We start from the raw sequence: 22,400 nt of genomic DNA on the forward strand, positions 1-22,400 counted from the left end.
TTGACATGACCGGGCAACATCAACCTAAAGCTTTAATCTCCCGAGTATTGCTGGTTCTAGTTGCGGTGTGGATCGGGACGTTTGCCGCAGCTTCAACGATTAGCCTCGGCAACACCGCTTATGCTGCGGATGCGTCGTCATCCGAACAGCTCGACAAGCTGCTGCCGCTTGTTGGCGGCGCTCTTGCCGCGGCGGGCGAAGGTGATTGGCAGGATGCCAAGGATCATATCCGGCAGGCGAACGAGAGCTGGGAGCAGCTAAAGACCGGGGCGAAGGCAGACTCTGCCGATGTATCCTCGGCCATTGCTCACGCCACGGAAGCGTTGGATCAGGCGGCTGATAAGCCGGATGAGGCGAAGGCGGCTTTATCGGCGTTAGCGAAAGCGATCAATACGTTTGTGAAGAGCGAGAAAGCAGCCGAAGTGCCGGCGCTGTCCGGGAAAGACGCTGCAGTAAGCCTGCTGCCTCTGGCGGAGAAGCTGCTCGGCAGCATTGAGGCCGGACAATGGGAGCAGGCGAATGCCGCATACAAGCAAATCAACGACGGTTGGCCGCCGATTGAGCAATCCATCCGCAGCGAGAATTTTACCGTGTATGGCAAGCTGGAGACGAGCATGAGCATGATCCGGATTGCCCTGCAGGCTGAACCTCCTCGTGCCGAGGATGCCAAGACTTATACAACAAACCTGATTACTCTTATCAACGACTATAAAGACGGGAAAATCGCAGCTGCAAGCACGGATTCGGAAGGCCTGACCATTGCGGATTTAATCGCGATATTAAATCAGGCATCGAAGGATATTGCAGCGAACCATTATGCCGAAGCAAACGGTCAAATGCAATCCTTCATCAGCAGCTGGCCTGCCGTTGAGGGCCAGGTGTCAATTCGGTCCGCCGCGGTTTATCAGAACATCGAGATCAAGATGACCGATGTGTCCAAATATCTGCTGGCCGCAAATCCGGTACCGGATAAGGCGGAGGCGGTTATCCAAGAGATCCGCGGTCAGCTCGAACCGATGACGTCGGAGGCCAAATATACGGCATGGGATGCCGGAATGATTTTGCTGCGGGAAGGACTCGAGGCGATTCTTGTTCTTGCGGCATTGCTTGCTTATTTGAAACGCACGGACAATCAGTCCAAAAATGTCTGGGTATGGTCGGGCGTATGGACGGGATTGCTCTTGAGTATTGCCTTGGCCGTACTGTTGACTACGGTCATTGCGGAAGCAACCGCGGGCAGCGCGCGGGAAGCGATGGAAGGGATTACGGGACTTGTATCCGTGCTTCTGATGCTTTCCGTGGGCAACTGGCTGCATAAGAAATCGAATCTGCAGGCTTGGAACAAATTTATCGATGACCGGATGGGCAATGCGCTTGCCAAGGGAAGCTTGTGGTCCCTATTTATCGTTTCGGGTCTCGCGATTTTGCGGGAAGGCGCGGAGACGACAATCTTCTATATCGGCATGGCGGGCTCCATCGATCCCGTTCAGATGATCCTCGGAATCGGAGTCACGCTCCTCCTGCTCTTGATTATCGGCTTTGCGATCATCCGCTTTAGCGCGAAGCTGCCGATCCGTCCGTTTTTCCTAACGGCTTCGGCTCTCATCTATTACCTGGTAGTCCGTTTCCTGGGGGAAAGCATTCATTCGCTTCAGGTCGCTTCATGGCTTCCGGCCCATTCTTCGGGATCTCTTGCCACCATTGGTTTCCTGGGCGTATACCCGACATGGGAGACAACGATTCCGCAGTTGTTCGTTCTTGCGGTTATATTAACAAGAATCGGAATTGTGCAACTTCGCAAAGTCCCGGCCAGGGGGCTTGCCGATTGACGTTTCACTTGATATGCTGAGTACATTAAAGTGAGGTGATCATATGTCCGCCAATGAACATAATGAGGTTCAAGCTGAGGCGCCAGCGCAAGCTAAGCCGCTTACACAAGCTGAACGCGCGAAGCAGCTTCTTGCTCAGAAGAAGCAAGGGCAAAACGGAGCAGCCGGTCAGAAGCATCAATCGACTTCCACGCAGGCTATGAAGAGCCAGAATACGAAGAAAGTAAACAACCAGCGCAAAAAAATGGGTGTTTAATAAAAACATGCAGGGGCTGTCTTTAACTAGTCTATTCGGGACTAGGCAAAGGCAGCCTTTTTTCATAGCGATAGCCCCGCCCGAATACGTATAAATGCCGCCTCTTTGCCTCATCCTTGGAATAGAGAAGAGGAGGAGGTTCCCCTGCTGAGCTATTGGTTAACGCATCGCCGCAAGCTGCCCGGCCTGATGCTCGTCTGCGCTCTCATCGTCATGCTGGAAGGGGCGGAAAGCGCTGCTAGAAAACAACATCCGCTTGCTAATCCAAGCACCTATGCGGCTGCCGTTCAAGTGGAAGAGGCACGTTATTCGGAGTGGACCATTCATGTCTCATCCTCGCATCCGAATTATCGGCTGGCGAAAGCCGAGCCGGTGTCCGGAGCCTATCTAGGTGCCTATGTGCTGCAGAACTCAACCATCCATAATAGCATGGCGGAGTTCAATAACTTAGCAGGGAAGCAGCATGCCAGCTTTTTTAAATATGTCGGTTACGGAGAGCCGTTCCCGTCCGAGTGGGTGTCTGAAGTAAAGGAAGCGGGCGCATTCCCCCACATTGCATGGGAGCCTAACGACGGGCTGGCCAAGGTGAAGGACGATGCTTACCTGCGGACATTTGCCGATGCGGCGCGCAAGGCCGATGTGCCCATTTTTCTGCGTTTCGCATCCGAAATGAACGGAACCTGGACGAATTACAGCGGAGACCCGGATCTCTATATCAAGACCTGGAGAATGGTTCATGACGTATTCGAGAAAATAGCCCCGAAAACGGCCATGGTCTGGACCGTGCTTAATGTGCCGGAGCGTCCGATTGAAGCCTATTATCCGGGTGACAATTACGTAGATTGGGTAGGAATCAACGTCTATAACGTAAGATATCATAACGGAGATATCCGGCAGCCTTCCGATTTCGAAGATCCGCTTCAGATGCTTGATTACGTGTATAACCGGTTCAGCAGGACAAAGCCGATTCAGCTGTCGGAGTATGGCGTTACCCATTATACGGTGACCGACGGTGTGAAGGATAACGCATTTGCCATTGCGAAAATCAACCGTCTGTATTCCAACCTTCCCCGGCTTTATCCAAGGGTTAAGGCTGTCTTTTATTTTGATGTGAACAATCTTGCGGAATATAATGAGGTACGGCGTATTAATGATTACTCCATCACGAATGAACCCCGGATCCTTGAAGCCTACAGACGGGCCACAGCCAGTCCTTATTATTTGAGCCGTTTAGAGGAGGACTTTGGAAGCGGGACTTCCGCAATCGTAAACCAGTCGTTTACCTACCGCGGTCATATATTCAAGTTGGACGGAGAACTGTATGCGGACGAGGAATTCTTCAGCCGGATCCTTCTGGCGGACGTAAAGACGATGGAGGACGGGACGACCCAGCTAATCCGATGGGACAACGGAATACCTAGAATGGCGCAGGTTCCGTTCGTTTCGCATAAAATATGGAGCGGTTACAAATTGAACGGCGTCACACCGTTATGGAGGGACATAAAAGCTCTCCCCCTTGTTCTGGCAGCCAAGGAGCTTGGCTACCGGATCAGCTGGAATGGAATTCACATCTACATGGAGGAATGAAACCGCTTATCCCCCCGCATAATGAAAGTACACAATTCCATTAACACAGCATGAACGGAGGGATGAATCATGACAGCGATCAGCGGCTCGCCTATACGGATTTACTTGCTGGCTGGCGTTGCTACAACCAAAGGCTATTTTGACGAATGCAGGAATCAGCTTGACCGGATATTTCGGGCGGATGGCCGCGAGCCAATCATTCATATTCTGCACCCGTATGGAGATGTAAGTCGTAATCTGTACCGGCAAATTGTTGAAGTCGGCACGGATCTTACCAACCGCTTGTCCATTGGCCGGATCGGCGGGCGTGCGGCATTCCAGCAAGTGAAGGAAACGATGAAGAGCGAGGAGGAGCCGATCCTTTTTATCGGACATAGCGGGGGGGGGGCAGCAGCCTATCAGGCGGGGAAAATGCTGCATCAGCAGCGTCTGAACCGGAATTTCCGGATTGTTCAGGTGGGCTCGCCTCGCATTCCGATTCATCCGGAGCTGCGGGATAAAGTATGCTTTCTTCACTCCGTTGATACGGAAGGAAAACTCACCGATCCGATCAGCCGGATCGGTACTTGGGGAGGATGGTCGGCGGAAGGGGCATCGGTGCCTCGCTGGAACCGGTTCAAATATTCCCCGTCTATTGTGGAAGGGATTCCGTTAATCGGCGGACATGCTCATTATTTCTGTCATCAGACTCCTTACGTGGATCAGAATTCGGTATGCAATTTGGATAAGACCATTAACCGGGTACGGAACTGGCTCCTTCAATCCTGGACCTGAAAACGATAAAAAAACTCCGCAGCTTTGCGGAGTTTTTTGTTCAAGTTAGCGGGCACCAGCCCGGCGGCTCCGAGCAAATCGCTTCGGCGAACTGCGGCTCCTCGCCGCATAAGTCGGCAAAATAGCTGCTCAGAATATGATTGCCGGAGACCGAGCCCATCCGGAAGGCGCGTTTTACCTCGCCTTTGACATGCATATAGAAATACGTTTTCTTCGTATCCGGAGACTGATAAACAAGCGGAGGCAGATGGGGAACGATATCGTATTCGTTTTGGAGGCGCCAATGCGTCTCTACCGTATTGTTGTATAGCTTGACGAAGCGAGTATCCCCGACTCTTGGAGCGCCAAAGGTATAGACGATGGGCGCGGTAAACGGCGTATTGACGGCGATATCGAGGGCAGCTAAGGTAGCCAACGCTCCGCCTAAACTATGGCCGGTAATAAATAACGGTTTTTCTACCGGCAGCTGCTCGATCAGATCAAGCACCTGCGAGCGGGTGGATGTATAAATGTCGGTAAAGCCTTTGTGGGTTTGGCCGGCATTTTTAACGGGACGGTATGTCGTCTGTTGGGCAATAAAATCCGATACCCAGTCCACGGCTGAACCGGAGCCCCGGAAGGCCAGAACGGAAGAACGGTCCGATTGCAAAACAAAGCCAAAGCGTTCCTCGGTATCATCATAAGCTTTGGCAGAGAAAGCCCCCACTAGTTCATACCCTCGGGGGACAAGGAAAAGGCCGTCCTTATTCTCGAATTGTGAGTAAGTCTGTCCAGCAATACCGGCAAGAAACAGGGCGATGCGGAGATCAAATGGCTGCGGCTGGCCTTGTCTCATTGGCCTTGGCAACGCCGTCGTCGTATTAGAATTGGACCTTCTCGTTGTTTTTGCCATATACGGATCCCTCCGCTCTTATCTTGGGCTGGTTATGTATACTATGTCTGGGCGCTTGTATGGGGAACTGATTCCTCTTGACTTTTTGAAATAAAACATTGTAACATAATAGAAATTTCATACGAAGGCCATGACCAAAGACATGATCTCCTTCCCTATATCCGCCCAGAGAGAGAAGCCCCGGCTGAAAGCTTCTTCGGTGAAAGATCGGGATTACCGCTTTGCAGCCGTCACCTGGAACCCGCAATTGCGACAGTACACGTAACCGACTGATCCCCGTTAACGGATTCCAATGAGCATCGTCGCGCCGATTACGCGCGGGATGGAATTAGGGTGGAACCACGAGCTGAACGCACTCGTCCCTTGCAGGGAGAGCTGCGTTTTTTTGCGTTCAAAAAATAAGGAAGAATTGGAGGAGCAAAAATGGAGATTCAAGCTGTTTGGCCAGACGGAAGCATAAGGAGGGTATTGCAAGGCACGACCATTGCGCAGGTAGCGGAATCAATGGATGCCGATTGGAAGAAAACGATAATAGCGGGGGCAATCGACGGCACGATGACCGATCTTGATGAGCCGTTTGGCGATGGCAGCCGAATCGACATGATTGCTCTGGACAGCCCGGAAGGGCTTTATATTTCCCGGCATAGCACCGCGCATGTGCTTGCGCAGGCGATCAAACGGCTGTACGGCAGCGAAGCGGTAAAGCTGGGCATCGGACCGGTAATCGAGGACGGCTTTTATTACGATGTAGACCTTGCCCATACGCTTTCGACCAAGGATCTGGAAGCCATAGAAAAGGAAATGCGGAGCATCGTCAAGGAAAACTTGCCGATCAGGCGGAGGGTTGTATCGCGGAAGGAAGCGCTGGCTCTTTTCGAAGAAAGAGGGGAGCCGCTCAAGCTGGAGCTGATCCGGGATTTGCCGGAAGGCGAAGTAATCCGTATTTACGAGCAAGGGGAGTTTGCTGACCTGTGCCGCGGGCCTCATTTGCCTTCAACCGGGCGCATCAAAGCCTTCAAGCTGCTTCACGTGGCAGGCGCTTATTGGAGGGGCAATTCCGACAATAAGATGCTTCAGCGCATCTATGGTACAGCATTCCTCAACAAGACGGAGCTAGCCGACTATTTGTACCAGCTGGAGGAAGCGAAGAAGCGGGACCACCGCAAGCTGGGCAAAGAGCTGGAGCTGTTCATGTTCTCGGAGGAAGCGCCGGGGATGCCGTTTTACCTGCCCAAGGGAATGGCGATAAGGACTGCGCTGGAAAGCTTCTCCCGGGAGCTGCTTAACCAGAACGATTATGAAGAGGTCCGCACGCCGTTTATGATGAACAAGCGGATGTGGGAGCAGTCGGGACATTGGGATCATTACAAGGACAACATGTATTTCACTAAAGTTGACGAGTCCGAATTCGCGTTAAAGCCAATGAACTGCCCGGGGCATATGCTGATCTTCAAGAACAGCTTGCGCTCCTATCGGGAGCTCCCGGTACGACTGGCGGAGTTCGGCCAGGTACACCGGCATGAGCTGTCGGGGGCATTAGGCGGCATGATGAGGGTACGCACGTTCTGCCAGGATGATGCCCATCTGTTTGTCCGTCCGGATCAGATTGAAGCGGAAATCGGCAAGGTCATGCATTTGATCGGTGAGGTGTACAAGGTATTCGGGTTTGCTTATACCGTCGAGCTGTCGACCCGGCCTGCCGATTATATGGGCTCGGATGAGCTGTGGGATGAAGCCGAGCAGTCTCTAAAGAATGTGTTGGATGCACAGGGAGTGAACTATCGCGTTAATGAAGGAGACGGTGCCTTTTACGGACCGAAAATCGACTTTCATATCGTGGACGCCCTGAAGAGAAGCTGGCAGTGCGGAACCATCCAGCTTGATTTCCAGATGCCGGAGAAATTTGATCTGTCTTATATCGGCGAAGACAATAAGAAGCAGCGGCCGGTTGTTATCCACCGCGCGGTTTACGGCTCTCTCGACCGGTTCATCGGTATTCTGATCGAGCATTACAGCGGGGCATTCCCGATCTGGCTGGCCCCGGTGCAGGCCAAGGTAATACCGGTATCGGAGCATGAGCTGGATTACGCGCTTCAAATCAAATCGCAGCTTATTCAAGCGGGAATTCGGGTAGAAGTGGACGCCCGCAGCGAAAAGCTCGGCAATAAAATAAGGAAGGCCCAGCTTGAGAAGGTTCCTTATATGCTTGTCGTCGGGAAAAACGAGCGTCTAAGCGGAAGCGTATCGGTCCGCAAACGAGGCGAGGCGGAAGGATCCGTGCAGCAGCCGGAAGAGATCGCCGGAGCGATTATAGAGGAACTCCACAGCCGGAGATAGGCATGCAAAAAAGGCGCTTCCCGACGATTTTAGATCGTCTTGGAGCGCCTTTTGCGTGACAGCTGGGACAGGTTCGGTTCCGTCTCCATGCTTTCGCTTCTATCGGTTAACTGTTCTTCGAGCATCACGGCCTGCTTTTTACTTTTCTTGTTTTTATTGGAATCCCGTCCCGTGAGCAAATCGCCGGTCCAGCCCTTTTGCCATAACCAGACATAAATCAGGATGGTGATTACAAGGATAACGACGCACATCCCCGCAAAGCCCAATTGATGAGTATCCCAAGGAAGCGGTTTGAAGTTTGTTCCCCATAGGGCACCTATAACGGTAGCAGGCGTAAAGATAACGGTGAAGATGGTCAGCGTCTTCATAATATCGTTGCCGCGGAAGCTGGAGAGCGCGTCATCCATCGAAATCAGCGTATCGATCTCGAGCGCGTAATGCTTCAGCAGAGAATCAATCCGGTCCAGCTTGTAGGTGGTGCGTTTGAATACTTCCGTCTCGGTAAGCGTGTCCATAAAAGCCTCCTGGGCAGCACCGTACAGCTCGCGGATAGGGATAAAAAGATGGCTCCAATGCAATAAATCATAGCGGCGTTCAAAGATAACGTCGAGGAGCCCCGTTCTATTCGAGATCCGCATGGCCTGCTCAAGCTCGCCCAGCCTTTTTTCAAACCCGTCAAGTCCCGTATGGAACGGTCCAAGCAGCTGCCCCAGCATAATAAAAAACGCTTCGGGAGCGGATGCGCAGTCTTTGAGCCTGGAAGTAACCGAATCATCCTGCAATCGAATCATGAGTCGCAGGTCCGTATGCAGGGTAACAAGCTTATCCACGGTAAGCCAGAAGTGAAAAGGCTGCACATCGGTCATTTCCTCCGACGCCTGCAGCATCAAGGTGCCAGATACGATTGTACCGTGATCGGCATAATGCGCCACGGTAACCTTATTGACCTGTCTGCCCCAGCACTCGTCCAGCCAGCTTGAGCATTCGGGAAGGAGGCGCTTGCATGCCAATTGTTCTTCCATGTCGTCGTCTGTTACAGGAGGTGCTGTAAATGTCATAGATGCCTTAGACGTTTCCGTTTTTTTTCGATTGTCTTTGCGCTTTGGCAGTTCCTCGGTCGTCTCCATAGGAGGCCGTTCCAGCTGAAGCACATGCCATTCCCAGTCGTCGGGATAGCGAAGCATCCGGTGAATCATTTTTTACCTCCTGTTCGTTCCTGTCTAAATTCCGATTTCCATGTCGCTTACTCTTCATCATAACCTGAACGGCTTTCTTGCACAACCTTCCTATAACCGAGATTAAACGAGATTGATTGCGGGTGAAACAGGGTATAACTACCTTGAAGGAAGAAGAGGAGGATGATGGACAATGGCTAAAATAATTGGATCATTCGCTACACAGCAGCAGGTAATCGATACTATTCATTCCCTTGAGCAAGCCGGTTTCGTCCAAGGGGAAATGAAGATCCTCGCAAAGGATAGCGAGCATTCCCGGCGAATTGAAGCCGAGAGCGACATCCACGTCGACGAATTGACGGAGCTGGCGCAGACGGCAAACGAAGCGGAGAGGGACGAAAGCCGCGGAAGGGCTTGGACGGGAGCAGCTTTTATCCCGGCCATCGGTCTGACGGGAGGCGGCTCATGGAACCCGGGATTTGCGGCTGCGGGGCTGACGGCGATGGGCAATACGCTGACCGGCGATTATATTTTCGGCGATGAGGATCATATCGAAGGGGCTATGATGGCGCTTGGACTCGAGGAGCAGGAAGCGGCCTCCTGCCGCGATTCCATTCGGGAAGGCGCAACCTTAGTCATAATCGAGACGGAAGAGAGCAAATCCTTGCTGGATAAGGATGGCGGCCCGGATTTGTCGCGTCTGGGCATTGCGGAAGGCATTTACAGGGAGCACGGAGCGAAACGGATTTTCCACGGCTCCTGACCTCTCTCCGGATATAGAAGAAGGGATTCGGCTCTTGGCTGAATCCCTTTTTGCGTGCTGCTGCGTCGCAACCGACTTATGCTTGAAGGGTTGACCGCTTCAGCCCTACGATATCGACGAGCGGATGATGCCCCTCTTTGATGAGAGCAAGCAGGATATTAGAAGCCATCATGCTGTACACCGTACCGTTTCCGCCGTACCCCAGGCAATAATAAACACCGGGCATAGCGGGATCCTCCCCTATAAAAGGCAGATTATCGACCGATTCTCCGAAGGTCGCGCTCCATTCGTATTCGAACGGGGCATCCAGCATCGGGAAGTGTGCGGTCAGCTTGTCATACAGCTTATCGATACGCTTGCTGCGCTCTTGCTCGCCGTCAATGGGATGCTCGGTCGGTTCATCCAGTCCTCCAATGATCACTCGTCCGTCCATAGTCGTTCTCATATATAAGTAAGGTCTGTCGGTTTCCCAGATCAGCATCTGTTTATGCCAATGAAGCAGCTTGTTCTTGTCTTGCACGGCAGTTACGGCGGCAAAGGAACGGTTCAAGACGGGCTTGACTAGCTGCCCCCGCAGCTCCTCGGGTTCATATCCAACGGCGTATACGACTTTGTCCGCCACAACGACATGTCCGCTGGCGGTTGCAAGCCGATGCTTGCCGTCTGCTGTACTCTCATGAGACACCACATCCGTATGCTCGAATATGCGCGCGCCGTTTGCCGTTGCGGCTTCTGCCATTCCGTGAACGAACCGGAACGGATTAATTTCGGCATCGCCGTTCGTAATAATTGCTCCGGAGCGGCGGAAGGGGAAATGCTTCGAAATCGTATCCGCTTCCCAAAAATCGACATCAAAGCCGTTCTGCCTCAGGGTCTCGTACTCCTTCCGAAGCTTCGGAAGATCCTGCTCCGAGCTGGCGTAATAAAGGCTGCTTCGCGGCACGAAATGGGGATTGGCAGACAGCTTGCCCGAAATTTTGCCAATCTGCGCAACGGCATCCTTGCAGGCAGCATAGAAGCTTACGGCAGCTTGTTTTCCGATCTGCCCGATCAATTCGCATAGCATAATGTCATTGGAAAATTGCAATAATCCCGTATTGGCGGAAGTGCTTCCGCCCGCAATCGTCTCTCTCTCCATAATGGCGACGTTGATGCCGCTATTCTGCAACGCATAGGCACACATGGACCCGGACATTCCGCCCCCGATAATGGCTACCTGCACTTGTATGTCTTCCGACAGGGCGGAATATTCCTTGTATTGCTCCTCGGTTGTCGGCCAGAACAACCGTCCGCTGTGCAGCTCCTTCATAAAGATCACCTCGCCCGTTAATATACCCAATTATGGGCTAACCTTGAATACCCGTTACGACTTCATTTGACGCATGGATTCGCGGTAGGCCGAGGGGGATAAGCCGTAGAATCGGCGGAATTGCTTGGAGAAATACAAGGAGTCCTGAAGCCCGACGGACGCCGCTATCTGCTCGATAGTAAGTCCTTCGCGTTCCCGGATCATTTGCCGGGCCTTGTCGATCCGGAGCTTGAGCAGGAACGTAATCGGCGATTCGCCTGTATAACGTTTGAATACCCGAGAAAGATAAGCGCGGTTATAGCCGAAGGACTCGGCCATCTGCTCGATCGATACGGGCTGGGCGTATTGGGTTGATAAATAATGAATCATTTGCTGGATCAGCTTATCGGTGTCATCTACATCCGTCATAGCTCCGTTATCTTCAGCCAATTGATGAACCGTGCAGAATTCAGCCAGCAGCAGCTGCAAATAACCGGCGGCTTTCAGATGGGCTGCAGGATCGTTTTTGCGAAAAATACTGAAAATGTGGTTGTACAGGACGCCTAGGCGCCTTATCCCAGCCGTCCCGGCGACGGGATTGGCCACGGAGAAGCCAGCCGCCTGCACAAGCTCCGCTGCCTGCGGGCCGTTAAAGGCGACCCAGCGGTAAAGCCAAGGCTCGTTGGCATCGGACACATAGCTGACAAGCGCCTCGGGTTCGATCAGGAAGGTATCCCCAGCCCGAAGAAGATAGCTTTTTCCTCCGCAGGTGAATTCTCCTTTCCCTTCAAGCACCGTATGCATGAGGTAAAAATCATATACTTTAGGTCCCCGCTGATGAGACGGTTTGGTTTGGCTCTCGCCTGCAAACAATACATTCATGTGCTCGTTGTACGTAATGACGGGATTGGAGGCTACCTTATAAGTATCTTGCCTCATCTTTAACGGCACCTGCCTTCCGGTGTTGGATTTACAATAATCCCATATTATCATGCCAAGAAGCTTGCTAAAAGTCACATAAATCCATGTAAAAAGCACTTTGCGCCATTTTGCTCGGGCAATCGCTTGCGTTATACTGAAAACAGAACAAAGGCTTCAAAAATTATACAAAAAAGGACTGTTGCAAGCATATGGCCTCTATCGAGCAGCTTACACAACAATTTATACAGCAATTCGGCGGAGAAGCCGCTGAGATCAAAGCTTTTCACGCACCGGGACGCGTTAATCTGATTGGCGAGCATACCGACTATAACGGCGGTTACGTATTCCCGGCAGCACTTACGTTCGGCACAACCTTGCTGATCCGCAAGCGCGATGACCGTCAGCTTGGACTCGCGACGACAAATTTCCCTTCCTCCAAATCGCTTGACATCGACAACATCGCATACGACGAAGCGGATGACTGGATGAACTATCCGAAAGGGATCGTTTACGAACTGGAGCAAAAGGGTATCAAATTCAGCAACGGTTACGATCTGCTTTTCCACGGCGAGATTCCAAACGGCGCGGGCTTGTCCTCTTCCGCATCGATTGAAGTCGTAACGGCTTACGCTTTGCTTACGTTGGAAGGCCAGCCTACGGATACGGTTCAAATTGCCCTTCTGTCCCAGAAATCGGAGAACGAATTCAACGGCGTGCAATGCGGCATCATGGACCAATTCGCCGTAGCTAACGGCAAGAAGGACCATGCGATTCTGCTGATGTGCGATACGCTGGAGTACGAACTCGTTCCGTTCCAATCCGGCGCTTACAAGCTTGTCATCGGCAACACGAACAAACGCCGCGGCCTGGTAGATTCCGCGTACAACGAACGCCGCGCTCAATGCGAGCAGGCCGTTGTTGACCTGCAGGCGGCATTCCCTGAGCTGAAGCTTCTGGGCCAAATCAACCTGGAGCAGTTCAACGCAAACAAACATCTGATCAAGGATGAGATTGTCCGCAACCGTGCACAGCACGTAGTCGAAGAGATCGACCGCGTTCTTCGCTCGATGGATGCCCTGAAAGCCAATGATCTCGAAGCGTTTGGCCAATACATGAACGGCTCGCATGATTCGCTCCGCGATTTGTACGAAGTGACGGGTCCCGAGCTTGACGCGATGGTTGCGGCTGCACGCCAGGTTCCGGGTGTGCTTGGCTCCCGCATGACGGGCGCGGGCTTCGGCGGCTGTACCGTATCGCTTGTTCACGAAGACAGCATCGAACGCTTCAAGGAAGAAGTAGGACGCAAATATACGGAAGCAACGGGACTAACTCCGGACTTCTACGTTTGCAGCATCGGCAATGGTGTAGAACAGCTTCAATAATATAAAACATAGAGAAAGTGGGATGAGGAGTATGGCAGTATTGGTAACCGGAGGAGCGGGCTATATCGGTTCGCACGCCGTGGCTGCTCTTGCAGAACGCGGAGAAGAAATCGTGGTAGTCGATAATCTGCAGCAAGGCCACCGCGAGGCGGTTGTTGGAGGCAAGCTGTACGTAGGCGACCTTCGCGATGCGGAATTTATGGATACGGTGTTTAAAGAAAACAAGATTGACGCGGTTATTCACTTCGCGGCAAACTCGCTGGTTGGCGAGAGCATGACAAACCCTGCGAAATATTATCATAACAATGTATACGGTACGCTCTGTCTGCTGGAAAAAATGATCGAGCATGACGTAAAGAAAATCGTCTTCTCTTCGACGGCGGCCACTTACGGCGAGCCCGAGAATGTGCCGATCGACGAATTCGACCGCACGCTTCCAACGAACACTTACGGCGAAACGAAGCTGGCGATGGAAAAAATGATGAAGTGGTTCGATGTCGCTCATGGCCTCAAATACGTATCGCTTCGTTACTTCAACGCGGCGGGCGCTCACGCCAGCGGCAAAATCGGCGAAGATCATAGCCCGGAAACCCATCTGATTCCGATCGTGCTCCAGGCTGCGCTTGGCCAACGTCCTCATATCTCGGTATTCGGCGATGATTACGCAACTCCGGACGGCACTTGCATCCGCGACTATATCCATGTGAGCGACCTCGCCGACGCCCATGTCCTTGCCGTAGATAAGCTTCGTCAAGGCTCGGACAGCGCGATTTACAACCTTGGCAACGGCCAAGGCTTTTCCGTCAAAGAAGTGATTGAGATTGCCCGCAAGGTAACCGAGCGCGAGATCAAAGCGGTTATCGAGCCTCGCCGCGCAGGCGACCCGGCTACGCTTGTTGCATCTTCCGCACGTGCCCGCAAGGAGCTGGGCTGGAACCCATCCCGCGCAAATCTCGAGGACATTATTCGCAGCGCCTGGAACTGGCACGTCAATCACCCTAACGGCTACAGCAACTAAGCAGCCGCTTAGGAACGGAAAGGAGCTTTTTACATCATGACAGTCAAAGAAAACACGACCGTTACCGCAGCGGAAGCGCTTGTCCTGATCGACAGGCTTGTCCAATTTGCCCTTCGCCAAGGGATGATTGAGCCGCTTGACGTAAACTATTCCCGTAATGCGCTGCTGGATCTGTTCAAGTTCACGGAGCCGCATGAAGGCGAGATTCCGGAGGAAGAGCTGGACAGCCCGGTATCTCTGCTGGAGCCTTTGCTCGATTACGGTTATTCCGTCGGCCTGATCGAAGACAACATTTTGACTTACCGCGATTTGCTGGATGCCCGCATTATGGGGCTGCTTATGCCGCGCCCTTCCGAGGCTGCGGCTGCGTTCCGCAAGACAACGGCAGAGGCCGGCATCAAGGCGGCAACGGACGCTTTTTACAAGCTGAGCATCGATTCCAACTATATCCGGATGGACCGCATCCGGAAAAATAAATACTGGCTGCACGAAACCGAATACGGCGAACTGGAAATTACGATCAATCTGTCGAAGCCGGAGAAGGATCCGAAGGAAATTGCGCTGCTCAAAACCTTGCCGCAGGCGCATTACCCGAAATGCCTGCTCTGCGAGCAGAACGTTGGGTACGCCGGCCGCGCGGATCATCCGGCACGCCAGAACCTGCGCGTGCTGCCGCTGACGCTGGATAACCAGCAGTGGTACTTCCAGTATTCGCCGTACGTGTACTATAACGAGCACAGCATCGTATTCAAAGGCGCCCATGAGCCTATGGTAATCTCGCATGGCACCTTCAAGCGCCTGCTGGACTTCGTGGAGCAGTTCTCGCACTATTTCATCGGCTCCAATGCCGATCTGCCGATCGTTGGCGGCTCGATCCTAAGCCATGACCACTTCCAGGCTGGACGCCATACCTTCCCGATGGAGAAGGCTAAGCCGGTAGCTTCGTTTACCGATCCGTCCTTGCCGGGCGTACGCTTCAGCATCGTGAATTGGCCGATGTCGGTTGTCCGCGTAAACGGCGCTTCCAAGGACGATGTCCTGCAGGCAGCCTGCCGGATGCTCGATACATGGCGCGGCTACAGCGACGAAGCGGTCGACGTGCTTGCTTTTACGGCTAACGGCGACGGATCGCTTACTCCGCATAATACGATTACTCCGATTGCAAGGCTGCTTGATGACGGTGCTTACGAGATTGATCTCGTGCTCCGCAACAACCGGACCAGCGAAGAGCATCCGATGGGGATTTTCCATCCGCATCAGCACTTGCATCATATCAAGAAGGAAAATATCGGCCTGATTGAGGTTATGGGTCTAGCCGTGCTTCCCGGCCGCCTGAAGGCTGAGCTTGAACAGATTGCCGGTTATCTGACCGGCAAGACCAAAGCGCTCCATAGCGAGCTGCACAGCGCGGACCATCCGCTCCGTCTTCACGCGGAATGGATTGAATCGCTGGTAGCCCGCTATGGGACTTCCAATACGGATGAACAGGCGCAAGCTATCGTGGAAGGCGAGACAGGCGCCAAATTCTCCGAAGTATTGAAGGACGCTGGCGTGTTTAAGCAAACCGAAGAAGGCCATGCCGCATTCCAGCGTTTCCTCGCTGCATTCGGCCTGAAACAAGCCTAATATTGTAGGTCTAAAGCCGTCGTATTGCCCTTGGGACATATACGACGGTTTTTTCATATGAGGAATGTGCAATAATACAAATCTGTAAAGAAATTAATTTGTAAATCGAAAAAAATTATGGTATTTTTTATATGAAAATATAAACTATTCGCATTGTTATATTTTTATGAAAGATACGTGTTCTTTTTTGATAAAGGGGAAAGTCAACGCTTATCTGAGCATTTATTTCAGGTTAACGGAGGGGTCAAAATGCCGGAAGCAATTATGCCTTTAGATGATTTCTTGCAGCTGAACGCCGAGGAGCAGATCGAAAAGCTGAAGCGCTGGAAGATGGATTATACGCTTAAGGATATTCGGGAAGCTTGGAATTTCAAGCATTCGGCGCAATATTATATGCTGCTCAAGAAGCTGCGGATTTACGAGCGTGTGGTGAATAAATCAGATAAGTTTTACCCGATGCAGGACCAGCTGCTGGTTCAACAGGGCGGAGCGAAGGAACGCGCCTGGAGAGGTCGCAGCACTTATGCCCAGCAGGACGAACAGCCGGCAGACCATTTCAACTACCAGTTGAATACAACGCTTACAGGCACGGAGCTGGCGGAAAAGCTCGAGCGTCTGGCGTTCTTCCTGAAGGGGGAGCAGAAGCCGGTGCAGATCAGCTTGACCATCGAATCGGCTGAGGCGGGGGCTTCTATGGTAGCCGAGGAAACAAACGAATAAGAGACAGCAAAAAGGGGAGCTCCGATTGGGATAGGAGCTCCCCTTTTTTTATCTACAATTGGTTATTGAACATCTGTCTAAAAAAATCTAGTTAATGGCTGTTAGTGGTAAAGATTGTAATAAATAATGTTACTTTCAGAGTACGGCTAACATAAAGCTAGGCCATAAGACTTCGTTCCGAAGTCTTATGGGTAAAGGAAAGCACCGACAGGTGTTGAACGCCTGCCGGTGCTTTCTTTAATGACGCTATTTGCCGCGCAGCTTGCCCAGCTCCGATACCAGAGCTTCAACCTCGCTGATGCTGAATTTCTCCTTCGAAGCAACAACTTCGTACAAATCGCGGATATCCTCGTATTGATCAATGCTGAAGTGGGAAGCCTGCATCGCTGCCGCTGTCGCCATTCTTAGCTTTGTTTTGATGGTCTCGATCATAAATTCCACGTTCTGCTGGGTTTGTTCTTCCAGATTCACCATGATTAGTCCCCTTTCCGTACAACTTGTCATTATTCTCGCCATTGTAACATATTTCACGCATCTCATGCCTGTAAATTGAACCATACCGCGTAATTCGGGTACAATGAAAGAAACTACCATTTGTACGAACAACATAAAGCAGGTGTATTCATGTCAGGGAAGACAATCGTTCAAGCGGATAACGGGGTGGAGGGTCTTCAGGCATTTCTGGCTCATGTTGCGGAAAGGCATCCCGACCGCAGCCGGGTCGTATTCCTATGTATCGGTACGGACCGCTCCACCGGAGACAGCTTTGGCCCATTGGTAGGCACCAAGCTGGAAGAGCGGGGTTGGCAACATGTCTTCGGAACATTAAAGCAGCCCTGTGACGCAAAACGGTTCGCGGAAGCGCTGGAACAATCGGCAGAGCGGGAGAATGCCGTGATTATTGCGGTTGATGCCTGTCTTGGCAAGCCGCTGTCCGTTGGAAAGTATATTACGGCGGAAGGACCGCTCACGCCCGGTCAAGCAACGGGGGCCAGGCTGCCGGCCGTTGGCGATTACAGCATTGCGGGTGTCGTTAATGCCAGCAGCCATAAGCCGTATATGACGCTTCAAACGACCTCGCTGTATACCGTCATGCAAATGGCTGAGACGGTTGCGGAGCTGGTGGATCAGGCCTGGAAGCAAGCTTCCGGCTAGGCTGGACAAATAACTTTGTTGAAGGAGTAGACGAATGACTCAACTTACCATCGCCAATCACACGATCACGCTGCCAAGCGGCATCTCGTTAGCTTATTACGATTCTCAGACGGATGAAAAGCCGGTTGTGGTGCTGCTGCACGGCTATTGCGGAAGCTCCGCCTATTGGGAGCGGGTTGCAGAGCCGCTTGCCCGCCAAGCCCGCATTATTGCGCTCGATCTTCGCGGACATGGACGCTCATCCGCAGAGACAGGACCGGAAGAGACGAATTCTATGGAATTGTATGCGGACGATCTGGCAGCCATGCTGGAGCAATTGAAAATAAACAAGGCATGCGTTCTCGGCCATTCGCTTGGAGGATATATTACGCTTGCGTTTGCCGAGCGCTTTGAAGAGAAGCTGTCCGCTTTCGGGCTGGTTCATTCCACTCCGCTGCCCGACGGCGATGCGGCGAAGGAAAACAGGGATAATGCCGTAGCCGCGATTAAAAAGGACGGCGTAAGCGCATTTGTGGAGGGACTTGTTCCGAAGCTTTATTCCCCGGACAATAAATCGGCGATGCCGGATCAGGTAGAACGTTCCATCGCCATTGGCAGAGGCACAAGCGCGGCTGGCGCGATTGGCGCGGCCAAAGGGATGAAAGATCGTCCCGACCGAACGGAGGTGCTGAAGCGGACAACGCTTCCGGTGCTGCTGCTCGCTGGCGAGCAGGATCAAATTATTCCCGCGGAACGCACCTTTGTTGTCGACGGGGCTAACGTTACCCGCGAGAAGCTTGCGGATGCCGGACATATGGGCATGGTGGAGCGCCCTGAAGCTTTCGCGGAAGCCGTGCTGCGTTTCATAAATAAGCTTAATTAGCCATTAGGGGAGGGGAACAGGTTGTTTCGTCGCGACTACTTAATGAACATGATCGAACAGATGACGGAGGCCGTCGGGCAAATCTTGCAGTTGAAGCGGGAGCTTAAGCATCAGGACGCCTTGCTCGTGATCGATGAGCTGCTGGATAAACGGTTTGGACTTAGCGGCAAGCTGATCCGTTCCTTGTCCGACAAGGATTTGATGGCGGTGCTGACTACAAACGGCGTTATGGAGACGGACAAAATACAGGCGATAGCCGTAACCTTGAAGCAGGAGTCGGAGCTGCATGCCGAGCTCGGCAACGAAGATGCCAGCTTTGCGTCCGGTTTAAAGGCGCTGCAGCTCTTTATGAGGCTGTCGTTAGTTGACGCCGAGCCTACGCTTGCGAACCCGTCGAAGGAAGCGGGAGAGCTGCTTGAGCAGTTAAAAGCGTATGAGCTTCCGGACCATGTCAAGCAGCTGCAAGCCGAATGGCTGGAGGGGGAAGGACAGTTCGCGGGGGCAGAGGATGTCCTGTATGAGCTAATGGAAGATGGAGCAGTAACCGGCGAAGAGGTCGAAGCCTTCTACCGCCGCTTGTTATATTGCGATGACGAGAAGCTGGAAGCCGGCGGATTGCCCCGCGAGGAAGTTCAATACGGGCTTGATTCGTTAGCGGCAAATAAATAAAAGCAAAGATCCATAGGAGTGACTTTTCAATATGACAGAAGAATGGCAGCAGTCCATACAAAAAATCGTAGAAGCAGGAGAACTGCTGCAGGGAACGCTAAGCCAGTTGCGCCGCAAGGATGGCGCGGCTGCTCCCAAAACGGTGGTGAGGCCGGTTCAATTGAAGAACGGGCTCCATCTGCAGTTCGAATACCATTACAGCAATAAAGTAACCCATGATAACGTAAAGCCGGAGCTGGCGGGCGCCAGAATCGTCGAGCTGCTCGAAGGCGATTACAAGCAGGCATTGTTCAAGACGCCAACGGAGGATCTCCAGCTGCTGTTCAGCAAGAAAGGAAAGGCAACGATTCTCAGCAAGCCGCCGACCGGAACGGTAAAGGCTTCGGCAGAGCTGCAGCATAACCGCCAGAAAAACCGGATTCTGGCCGAAGGAACCGCCGCGCCTTTTCTCGTGGAGCTTGGCATTATGTCGAAGGACGGAGCCGTGCATGCAAAGAAACAGGACAAGTACAGACAGATCAACCGTTTCCTGGAGATGGTGACGGATGTGCTGCCCAGCCTTCCGGCGGACAAGCCGCTTACGATTGTCGATTTTGGCTGCGGCAAATCGTATCTGACCTTTGCCTTGTACCACTTGCTGGCTGTCGAGCAGAAGCGGGAGATTTCGATAATCGGCCTGGACCTGAAGGCGGACGTGATCGCTTTTTGCCAGGAGCTTGCGGACCGGCTTCACTATGACAAGCTGAAGTTTCTGGTAGGGGACATCGCTGATTACGAGGAGCTAAACGAGGCCGACATGGTCGTTACTCTGCATGCCTGCGATACGGCCACGGATGCCGCGCTTGCCAAGGCAGTTAAATGGGGAGCTTCGGTCATTATGTCCGTGCCATGCTGCCAGCATGAGTTGTTCAGGCAGGTGGAGAGCGACGCGTTGTCTCCGATTCTGTCGCAGGGACTTCTGAAGGAGCGCTTCTCGGCTCTTGCTACGGACGCGGCCAGGGGTACCTTGCTGGAGGTGCTTGGCTACAAAGTACAGATGCTGGAGTTTGTAGATCCGGAGCATACCCCTAAAAATCTGCTCATTCGAGCTGTCCGCAGCGGGCAGAAAGGGTCGGCGGAAAAATGGGAGCAGTACGAGCGCTTCCGCAGCTTCCTGCACATTTCTCCGTCTTTGGAACATATGCTGGCGGACCTTTGGCCTACCTATTCCGGAAAATAATACGTAGGAAGTCCTATGGAAAGAATTGTCGATTGAAATAACATTTGCTACAATGGCAATAGATGGATAGACAATGGATGGGTGAACCGTATTGGAATCGATGATGTGGCTGGATTTTAGCATGTTCCTCGTACTGCTCGGTTTGTTTTTCTACGTGTTTGCTGTCGGTACCATTACCGTGCTGCACAAAATTTATTTCGCGCTGCATTTGGTGTTGATGGTTTGGCCGCTTACTCAATTTATTGCTCAAACGATGCCTGGTTCTCCATACAGGCTTTTTTATCTTTTGGCTTCATACTCCGGATTGTCCTTGGTAGGCGTAGGGTGGTTTATCTTTGTTGTTTTTATGACGGGACAAGCCCAGTTGATACGTACGCGGCGGCTTATTATGCTGTCGGTCCCGGCGCTGATCTCCGTTGCGTTTGTCGTCGTAAATCCGGATCGGCTGTTCCTCTCCATTAACGAACAGTTGACGGACAAGCAGCTTCAGAGCGGACCGTTATACTGGTATATGATCGTTCAGCTGTTCTCTTATATTCTCGTTTCCCTGGTGATCATAGGTTATACGCTCCGCCGCGGCGTGTCCGTCCGGCAGCAAATGCTTGTCCGAACGGCTATGAACGGGGTATTCGTGCTTGTTTTGTTCGGATTAGGCGATTTTTTCGTCAATATTGTCCTTATTAACTATTTTTCCTCTTATTTCTCGATCTTCTCCGTAGGGATTACTTTGTCCGCGGTGTATCTTGTGCACGCGATTACGAGACACCGGGTCTTCGACATCATTCAAATCGTACAGCGCGATGTGATGAACACGATCTCGACTGGTATCATCGTCCTGGATGAGAGCGGGGTCGTGCTGGAGTTTAACAAGGCGATGAAGCCGATCTTGAAGCTGAAGATTGGCGAGCGGTTTTCTCCGGAGGCGCTTGCGGTCCATCTTCCCAAGTCGCTTCGGAAGCAGTTCAACCAGTTCCTGCAGGAGCAGAAGCTGTGGCCGATGGAACGTCAGGAGCTGGAGATCTCGCTGCATAATAACGGCCATTACCGTTATATCGTTGTGCAGGCCGCCCCTATTCTGAGCCAGAAGAAGAAGGAGCTGCTCGGCCGCCTTTTGACCTTCCACGACGTGACGGAGCTGCGTCTGCTGGTGGATGAGACCAATACGCAGAACGAGCTGCTTCAGGACAGGAACCGCGAGCTGCTAATCATGCAGGACGAGCTGTTCCAAGCCAACAAGAAGCTGGAGCATATGGCGATTACGGACGGATTAACCGGCTGCTATAACCGGAGATATTTGCTGCAGCAGCTGGAGCATGAGATTGCGGTAAACGTGCAATACGGCATTCCTTTTTCGATCTTCCTCTTCGATATCGATTTATTCAAGGCTATTAACGATCAATATGGCCATCTAGTAGGAGACGAAGTGATCTGCTCGACGGTCGAAGCGGTGAAAAACACGCTGCGTTCCGCCGATATTCTCGCCAGGTACGGCGGTGAAGAATTCACGGTCTACCTGCCTCATACGACCCGCGACCAGGCGGATATTATCGCCGACATGGTTAAGGAATCGGTAGAGCAGAATGTCGTCAGGACGGGCCTAGGCAGTCAGTCGGTCAGAGTAACAATCAGTATGGGAGTCGTTTCGGTAGAGCAGTTTGACAAGCGGGCTTTGGACGATCCGAAGGCGTTCCTGAGAGAATTGCTTGCCCAGGCTGACGCGGCATTATACGAAGCGAAATACAGCGGTCGCAACCGTATCGTCAAGCGTAAGCTGGCTTGATGGCAGACTCGGCAAACTAAGGGGTAACAGACCTGGTATGCCGAGTTTTTTGTCATTATTTTAAGAATCAATGATAGATATCCTTCCATGATGGTCAGCCCAACGTATATCTGATAAAATAGCTTCGTACTGTTGATTGAGTATGGA

Annotated in this window: 20 protein-coding genes; 15 read left to right on the top strand and 5 right to left on the bottom strand. The window is 52.4% G+C overall.

Translation table 11 applies throughout. The features are described 5' to 3' along the window. Positions 1-5: 5 nt before the first annotated feature. The 4 genes from CFI03_RS00125 (at position 6) to CFI03_RS00140 (ending at position 4,446) form a co-directional block, all read left to right on the top strand. Positions 6-1,829 carry an FTR1 family iron permease gene (locus tag CFI03_RS00125; RefSeq protein WP_116393625.1) on the top strand — a complete coding sequence of 608 codons (1,824 nt, stop codon included), beginning with the start codon at positions 6-8 and terminating at the stop codon, positions 1,827-1,829. 43 nt (positions 1,830-1,872) lie between these two features. Next, entirely contained in the window at positions 1,873-2,085 is a 213-nt protein-coding gene (locus tag CFI03_RS00130; protein WP_015842624.1) for a hypothetical protein, read from the top strand. A 105-nt stretch (positions 2,086-2,190) separates the two neighbouring features. Beyond that, entirely contained in the window at positions 2,191-3,672 is a 1,482-nt protein-coding gene (locus tag CFI03_RS00135; RefSeq protein ID WP_116393626.1) for a glycoside hydrolase family 26 protein, read from the top strand. Between the two features lie 69 nt (positions 3,673-3,741). Beyond that, positions 3,742-4,446: a hypothetical protein gene (locus tag CFI03_RS00140; protein ID WP_116393627.1), complete on the top strand. Its 705-nt coding sequence runs from the start codon at positions 3,742-3,744 to the stop codon at positions 4,444-4,446. Positions 4,447-4,486: 40 nt separating this feature from the next. Here the strand turns inward: CFI03_RS00140 and CFI03_RS00145 are convergent, their stop codons facing one another. Next, entirely contained in the window at positions 4,487-5,338 is an 852-nt protein-coding gene (locus CFI03_RS00145) for a lipase family protein (RefSeq protein ID WP_248756124.1), read from the bottom strand. Between the two features lie 423 nt (positions 5,339-5,761). On the opposite strand from CFI03_RS00145, the gene thrS reads away from it, so the two are divergent. After that, positions 5,762-7,675: a threonine--tRNA ligase gene (thrS, locus tag CFI03_RS00150; RefSeq protein ID WP_116393628.1), complete on the top strand. Its 1,914-nt coding sequence runs from the start codon at positions 5,762-5,764 to the stop codon at positions 7,673-7,675. Positions 7,676-7,704: 29 nt separating this feature from the next. Here the strand turns inward: thrS and CFI03_RS00155 are convergent, their stop codons facing one another. Next, positions 7,705-8,871: a magnesium transporter CorA family protein gene (locus CFI03_RS00155; RefSeq protein ID WP_116393629.1), complete on the bottom strand. Its 1,167-nt coding sequence runs from the start codon at positions 8,869-8,871 to the stop codon at positions 7,705-7,707. 172 nt (positions 8,872-9,043) lie between these two features. Here CFI03_RS00155 and CFI03_RS00160 point away from each other — a divergent pair, with 172 nt between their 5' ends. Next, on the top strand, positions 9,044-9,613 hold the full coding sequence (locus CFI03_RS00160; protein ID WP_116393630.1) for a general stress protein: 570 nt from the start codon (positions 9,044-9,046) through the stop codon (positions 9,611-9,613). A gap of 76 nt (positions 9,614-9,689) precedes the next feature. Here CFI03_RS00160 and CFI03_RS00165 read toward each other — a convergent pair whose 3' ends face one another. Beyond that, the gene (locus CFI03_RS00165) at positions 9,690-10,952 is read right to left on the bottom strand and encodes an NAD(P)/FAD-dependent oxidoreductase (RefSeq protein ID WP_248756125.1); all 1,263 of its coding nucleotides are present in this window, start codon (positions 10,950-10,952) and stop codon (positions 9,690-9,692) included. 24 nt (positions 10,953-10,976) lie between these two features. Continuing rightward, positions 10,977-11,840, bottom strand: coding sequence for an AraC family transcriptional regulator (locus tag CFI03_RS00170; protein WP_116393632.1), 864 nt, complete (start codon positions 11,838-11,840; stop codon positions 10,977-10,979). A 191-nt stretch (positions 11,841-12,031) separates the two neighbouring features. Here CFI03_RS00170 and CFI03_RS00175 point away from each other — a divergent pair, with 191 nt between their 5' ends. The 4 genes from CFI03_RS00175 to CFI03_RS00190 all read left to right on the top strand — a co-directional run bounded on the left by CFI03_RS00175 (position 12,032) and on the right by CFI03_RS00190 (position 16,568). After that, complete coding sequence (locus CFI03_RS00175; RefSeq protein WP_116393635.1) at positions 12,032-13,204, top strand: galactokinase; 1,173 nt, start codon at positions 12,032-12,034, stop codon at positions 13,202-13,204. Between the two features lie 31 nt (positions 13,205-13,235). Beyond that, positions 13,236-14,222 (top strand): UDP-glucose 4-epimerase GalE, encoded by a 987-nt coding sequence (galE, locus tag CFI03_RS00180; RefSeq protein WP_116393637.1) that lies wholly within the window; start codon positions 13,236-13,238, stop codon positions 14,220-14,222. Positions 14,223-14,258: 36 nt separating this feature from the next. After that, positions 14,259-15,848 (top strand): UDP-glucose--hexose-1-phosphate uridylyltransferase, encoded by a 1,590-nt coding sequence (locus CFI03_RS00185; protein ID WP_116393638.1) that lies wholly within the window; start codon positions 14,259-14,261, stop codon positions 15,846-15,848. A 249-nt stretch (positions 15,849-16,097) separates the two neighbouring features. Next, positions 16,098-16,568: a hypothetical protein gene (locus CFI03_RS00190; protein ID WP_116393640.1), complete on the top strand. Its 471-nt coding sequence runs from the start codon at positions 16,098-16,100 to the stop codon at positions 16,566-16,568. A gap of 246 nt (positions 16,569-16,814) precedes the next feature. On the opposite strand, the gene CFI03_RS00195 is transcribed toward CFI03_RS00190, so the two are convergent. Beyond that, positions 16,815-17,042 carry a DUF1128 domain-containing protein gene (locus CFI03_RS00195; protein WP_283094360.1) on the bottom strand — a complete coding sequence of 76 codons (228 nt, stop codon included), beginning with the start codon at positions 17,040-17,042 and terminating at the stop codon, positions 16,815-16,817. Between the two features lie 150 nt (positions 17,043-17,192). Here CFI03_RS00195 and yyaC point away from each other — a divergent pair, with 150 nt between their 5' ends. The 5 genes from yyaC to CFI03_RS00220 all read left to right on the top strand — a co-directional run bounded on the left by yyaC (position 17,193) and on the right by CFI03_RS00220 (position 22,253). Continuing rightward, positions 17,193-17,723, top strand: a complete 531-nt coding sequence (yyaC, locus tag CFI03_RS00200) for a spore protease YyaC (protein ID WP_116393641.1) — start codon at positions 17,193-17,195, stop codon at positions 17,721-17,723. A gap of 34 nt (positions 17,724-17,757) precedes the next feature. Next, a complete protein-coding gene (locus CFI03_RS00205; protein WP_116393643.1) occupies positions 17,758-18,585 on the top strand; it encodes an alpha/beta fold hydrolase in 828 nt (275 codons plus the stop codon). A gap of 21 nt (positions 18,586-18,606) precedes the next feature. Continuing rightward, positions 18,607-19,254, top strand: coding sequence for a DUF6483 family protein (locus CFI03_RS00210; protein WP_116393645.1), 648 nt, complete (start codon positions 18,607-18,609; stop codon positions 19,252-19,254). Between the two features lie 31 nt (positions 19,255-19,285). After that, the gene (locus CFI03_RS00215; RefSeq protein WP_116393647.1) at positions 19,286-20,473 is read left to right on the top strand and encodes a class I SAM-dependent methyltransferase; all 1,188 of its coding nucleotides are present in this window, start codon (positions 19,286-19,288) and stop codon (positions 20,471-20,473) included. Between the two features lie 100 nt (positions 20,474-20,573). Then, positions 20,574-22,253, top strand: a complete 1,680-nt coding sequence (locus tag CFI03_RS00220; RefSeq protein WP_248756129.1) for a histidine kinase N-terminal 7TM domain-containing diguanylate cyclase — start codon at positions 20,574-20,576, stop codon at positions 22,251-22,253. Positions 22,254-22,400: the final 147 nt, after the last annotated feature.

The sequence above is a fragment of the Paenibacillus sp. ATY16 genome (assembly GCF_003399985.2).
In the GTDB taxonomy this organism is placed as follows: Bacteria; Bacillota; Bacilli; order Paenibacillales; family Paenibacillaceae; genus Pristimantibacillus; species Pristimantibacillus glycanilyticus.

What these genes read in the sequence shown, in the direction of transcription:
- CFI03_RS00125 (WP_116393625.1), top strand. Translation starts at nt 6, where the DNA reads ATGACCGGGCAACATCAACCTAAAGCTTTAATCTCCCGAGTATTGCTG.
- CFI03_RS00130 (WP_015842624.1), top strand. Translation starts at nt 1,873, where the DNA reads ATGTCCGCCAATGAACATAATGAGGTTCAAGCTGAGGCGCCAGCGCAA.
- CFI03_RS00140 (WP_116393627.1), top strand. Translation starts at nt 3,742, where the DNA reads ATGACAGCGATCAGCGGCTCGCCTATACGGATTTACTTGCTGGCTGGC.
- CFI03_RS00145 (WP_248756124.1), bottom strand. Translation starts at nt 5,338, where the DNA reads ATGGCAAAAACAACGAGAAGGTCCAATTCTAATACGACGACGGCGTTG.
- thrS (WP_116393628.1), top strand. Translation starts at nt 5,762, where the DNA reads ATGGAGATTCAAGCTGTTTGGCCAGACGGAAGCATAAGGAGGGTATTG.
- CFI03_RS00155 (WP_116393629.1), bottom strand. Translation starts at nt 8,871, where the DNA reads ATGATTCACCGGATGCTTCGCTATCCCGACGACTGGGAATGGCATGTG.
- CFI03_RS00160 (WP_116393630.1), top strand. Translation starts at nt 9,044, where the DNA reads ATGGCTAAAATAATTGGATCATTCGCTACACAGCAGCAGGTAATCGAT.
- CFI03_RS00170 (WP_116393632.1), bottom strand. Translation starts at nt 11,840, where the DNA reads ATGAGGCAAGATACTTATAAGGTAGCCTCCAATCCCGTCATTACGTAC.
- CFI03_RS00175 (WP_116393635.1), top strand. Translation starts at nt 12,032, where the DNA reads ATGGCCTCTATCGAGCAGCTTACACAACAATTTATACAGCAATTCGGC.
- galE (WP_116393637.1), top strand. Translation starts at nt 13,236, where the DNA reads ATGGCAGTATTGGTAACCGGAGGAGCGGGCTATATCGGTTCGCACGCC.
- CFI03_RS00185 (WP_116393638.1), top strand. Translation starts at nt 14,259, where the DNA reads ATGACAGTCAAAGAAAACACGACCGTTACCGCAGCGGAAGCGCTTGTC.
- CFI03_RS00190 (WP_116393640.1), top strand. Translation starts at nt 16,098, where the DNA reads ATGCCGGAAGCAATTATGCCTTTAGATGATTTCTTGCAGCTGAACGCC.
- CFI03_RS00195 (WP_283094360.1), bottom strand. Translation starts at nt 17,042, where the DNA reads ATGGTGAATCTGGAAGAACAAACCCAGCAGAACGTGGAATTTATGATC.
- yyaC (WP_116393641.1), top strand. Translation starts at nt 17,193, where the DNA reads ATGTCAGGGAAGACAATCGTTCAAGCGGATAACGGGGTGGAGGGTCTT.
- CFI03_RS00205 (WP_116393643.1), top strand. Translation starts at nt 17,758, where the DNA reads ATGACTCAACTTACCATCGCCAATCACACGATCACGCTGCCAAGCGGC.
- CFI03_RS00215 (WP_116393647.1), top strand. Translation starts at nt 19,286, where the DNA reads ATGACAGAAGAATGGCAGCAGTCCATACAAAAAATCGTAGAAGCAGGA.
- CFI03_RS00220 (WP_248756129.1), top strand. Translation starts at nt 20,574, where the DNA reads ATGATGTGGCTGGATTTTAGCATGTTCCTCGTACTGCTCGGTTTGTTT.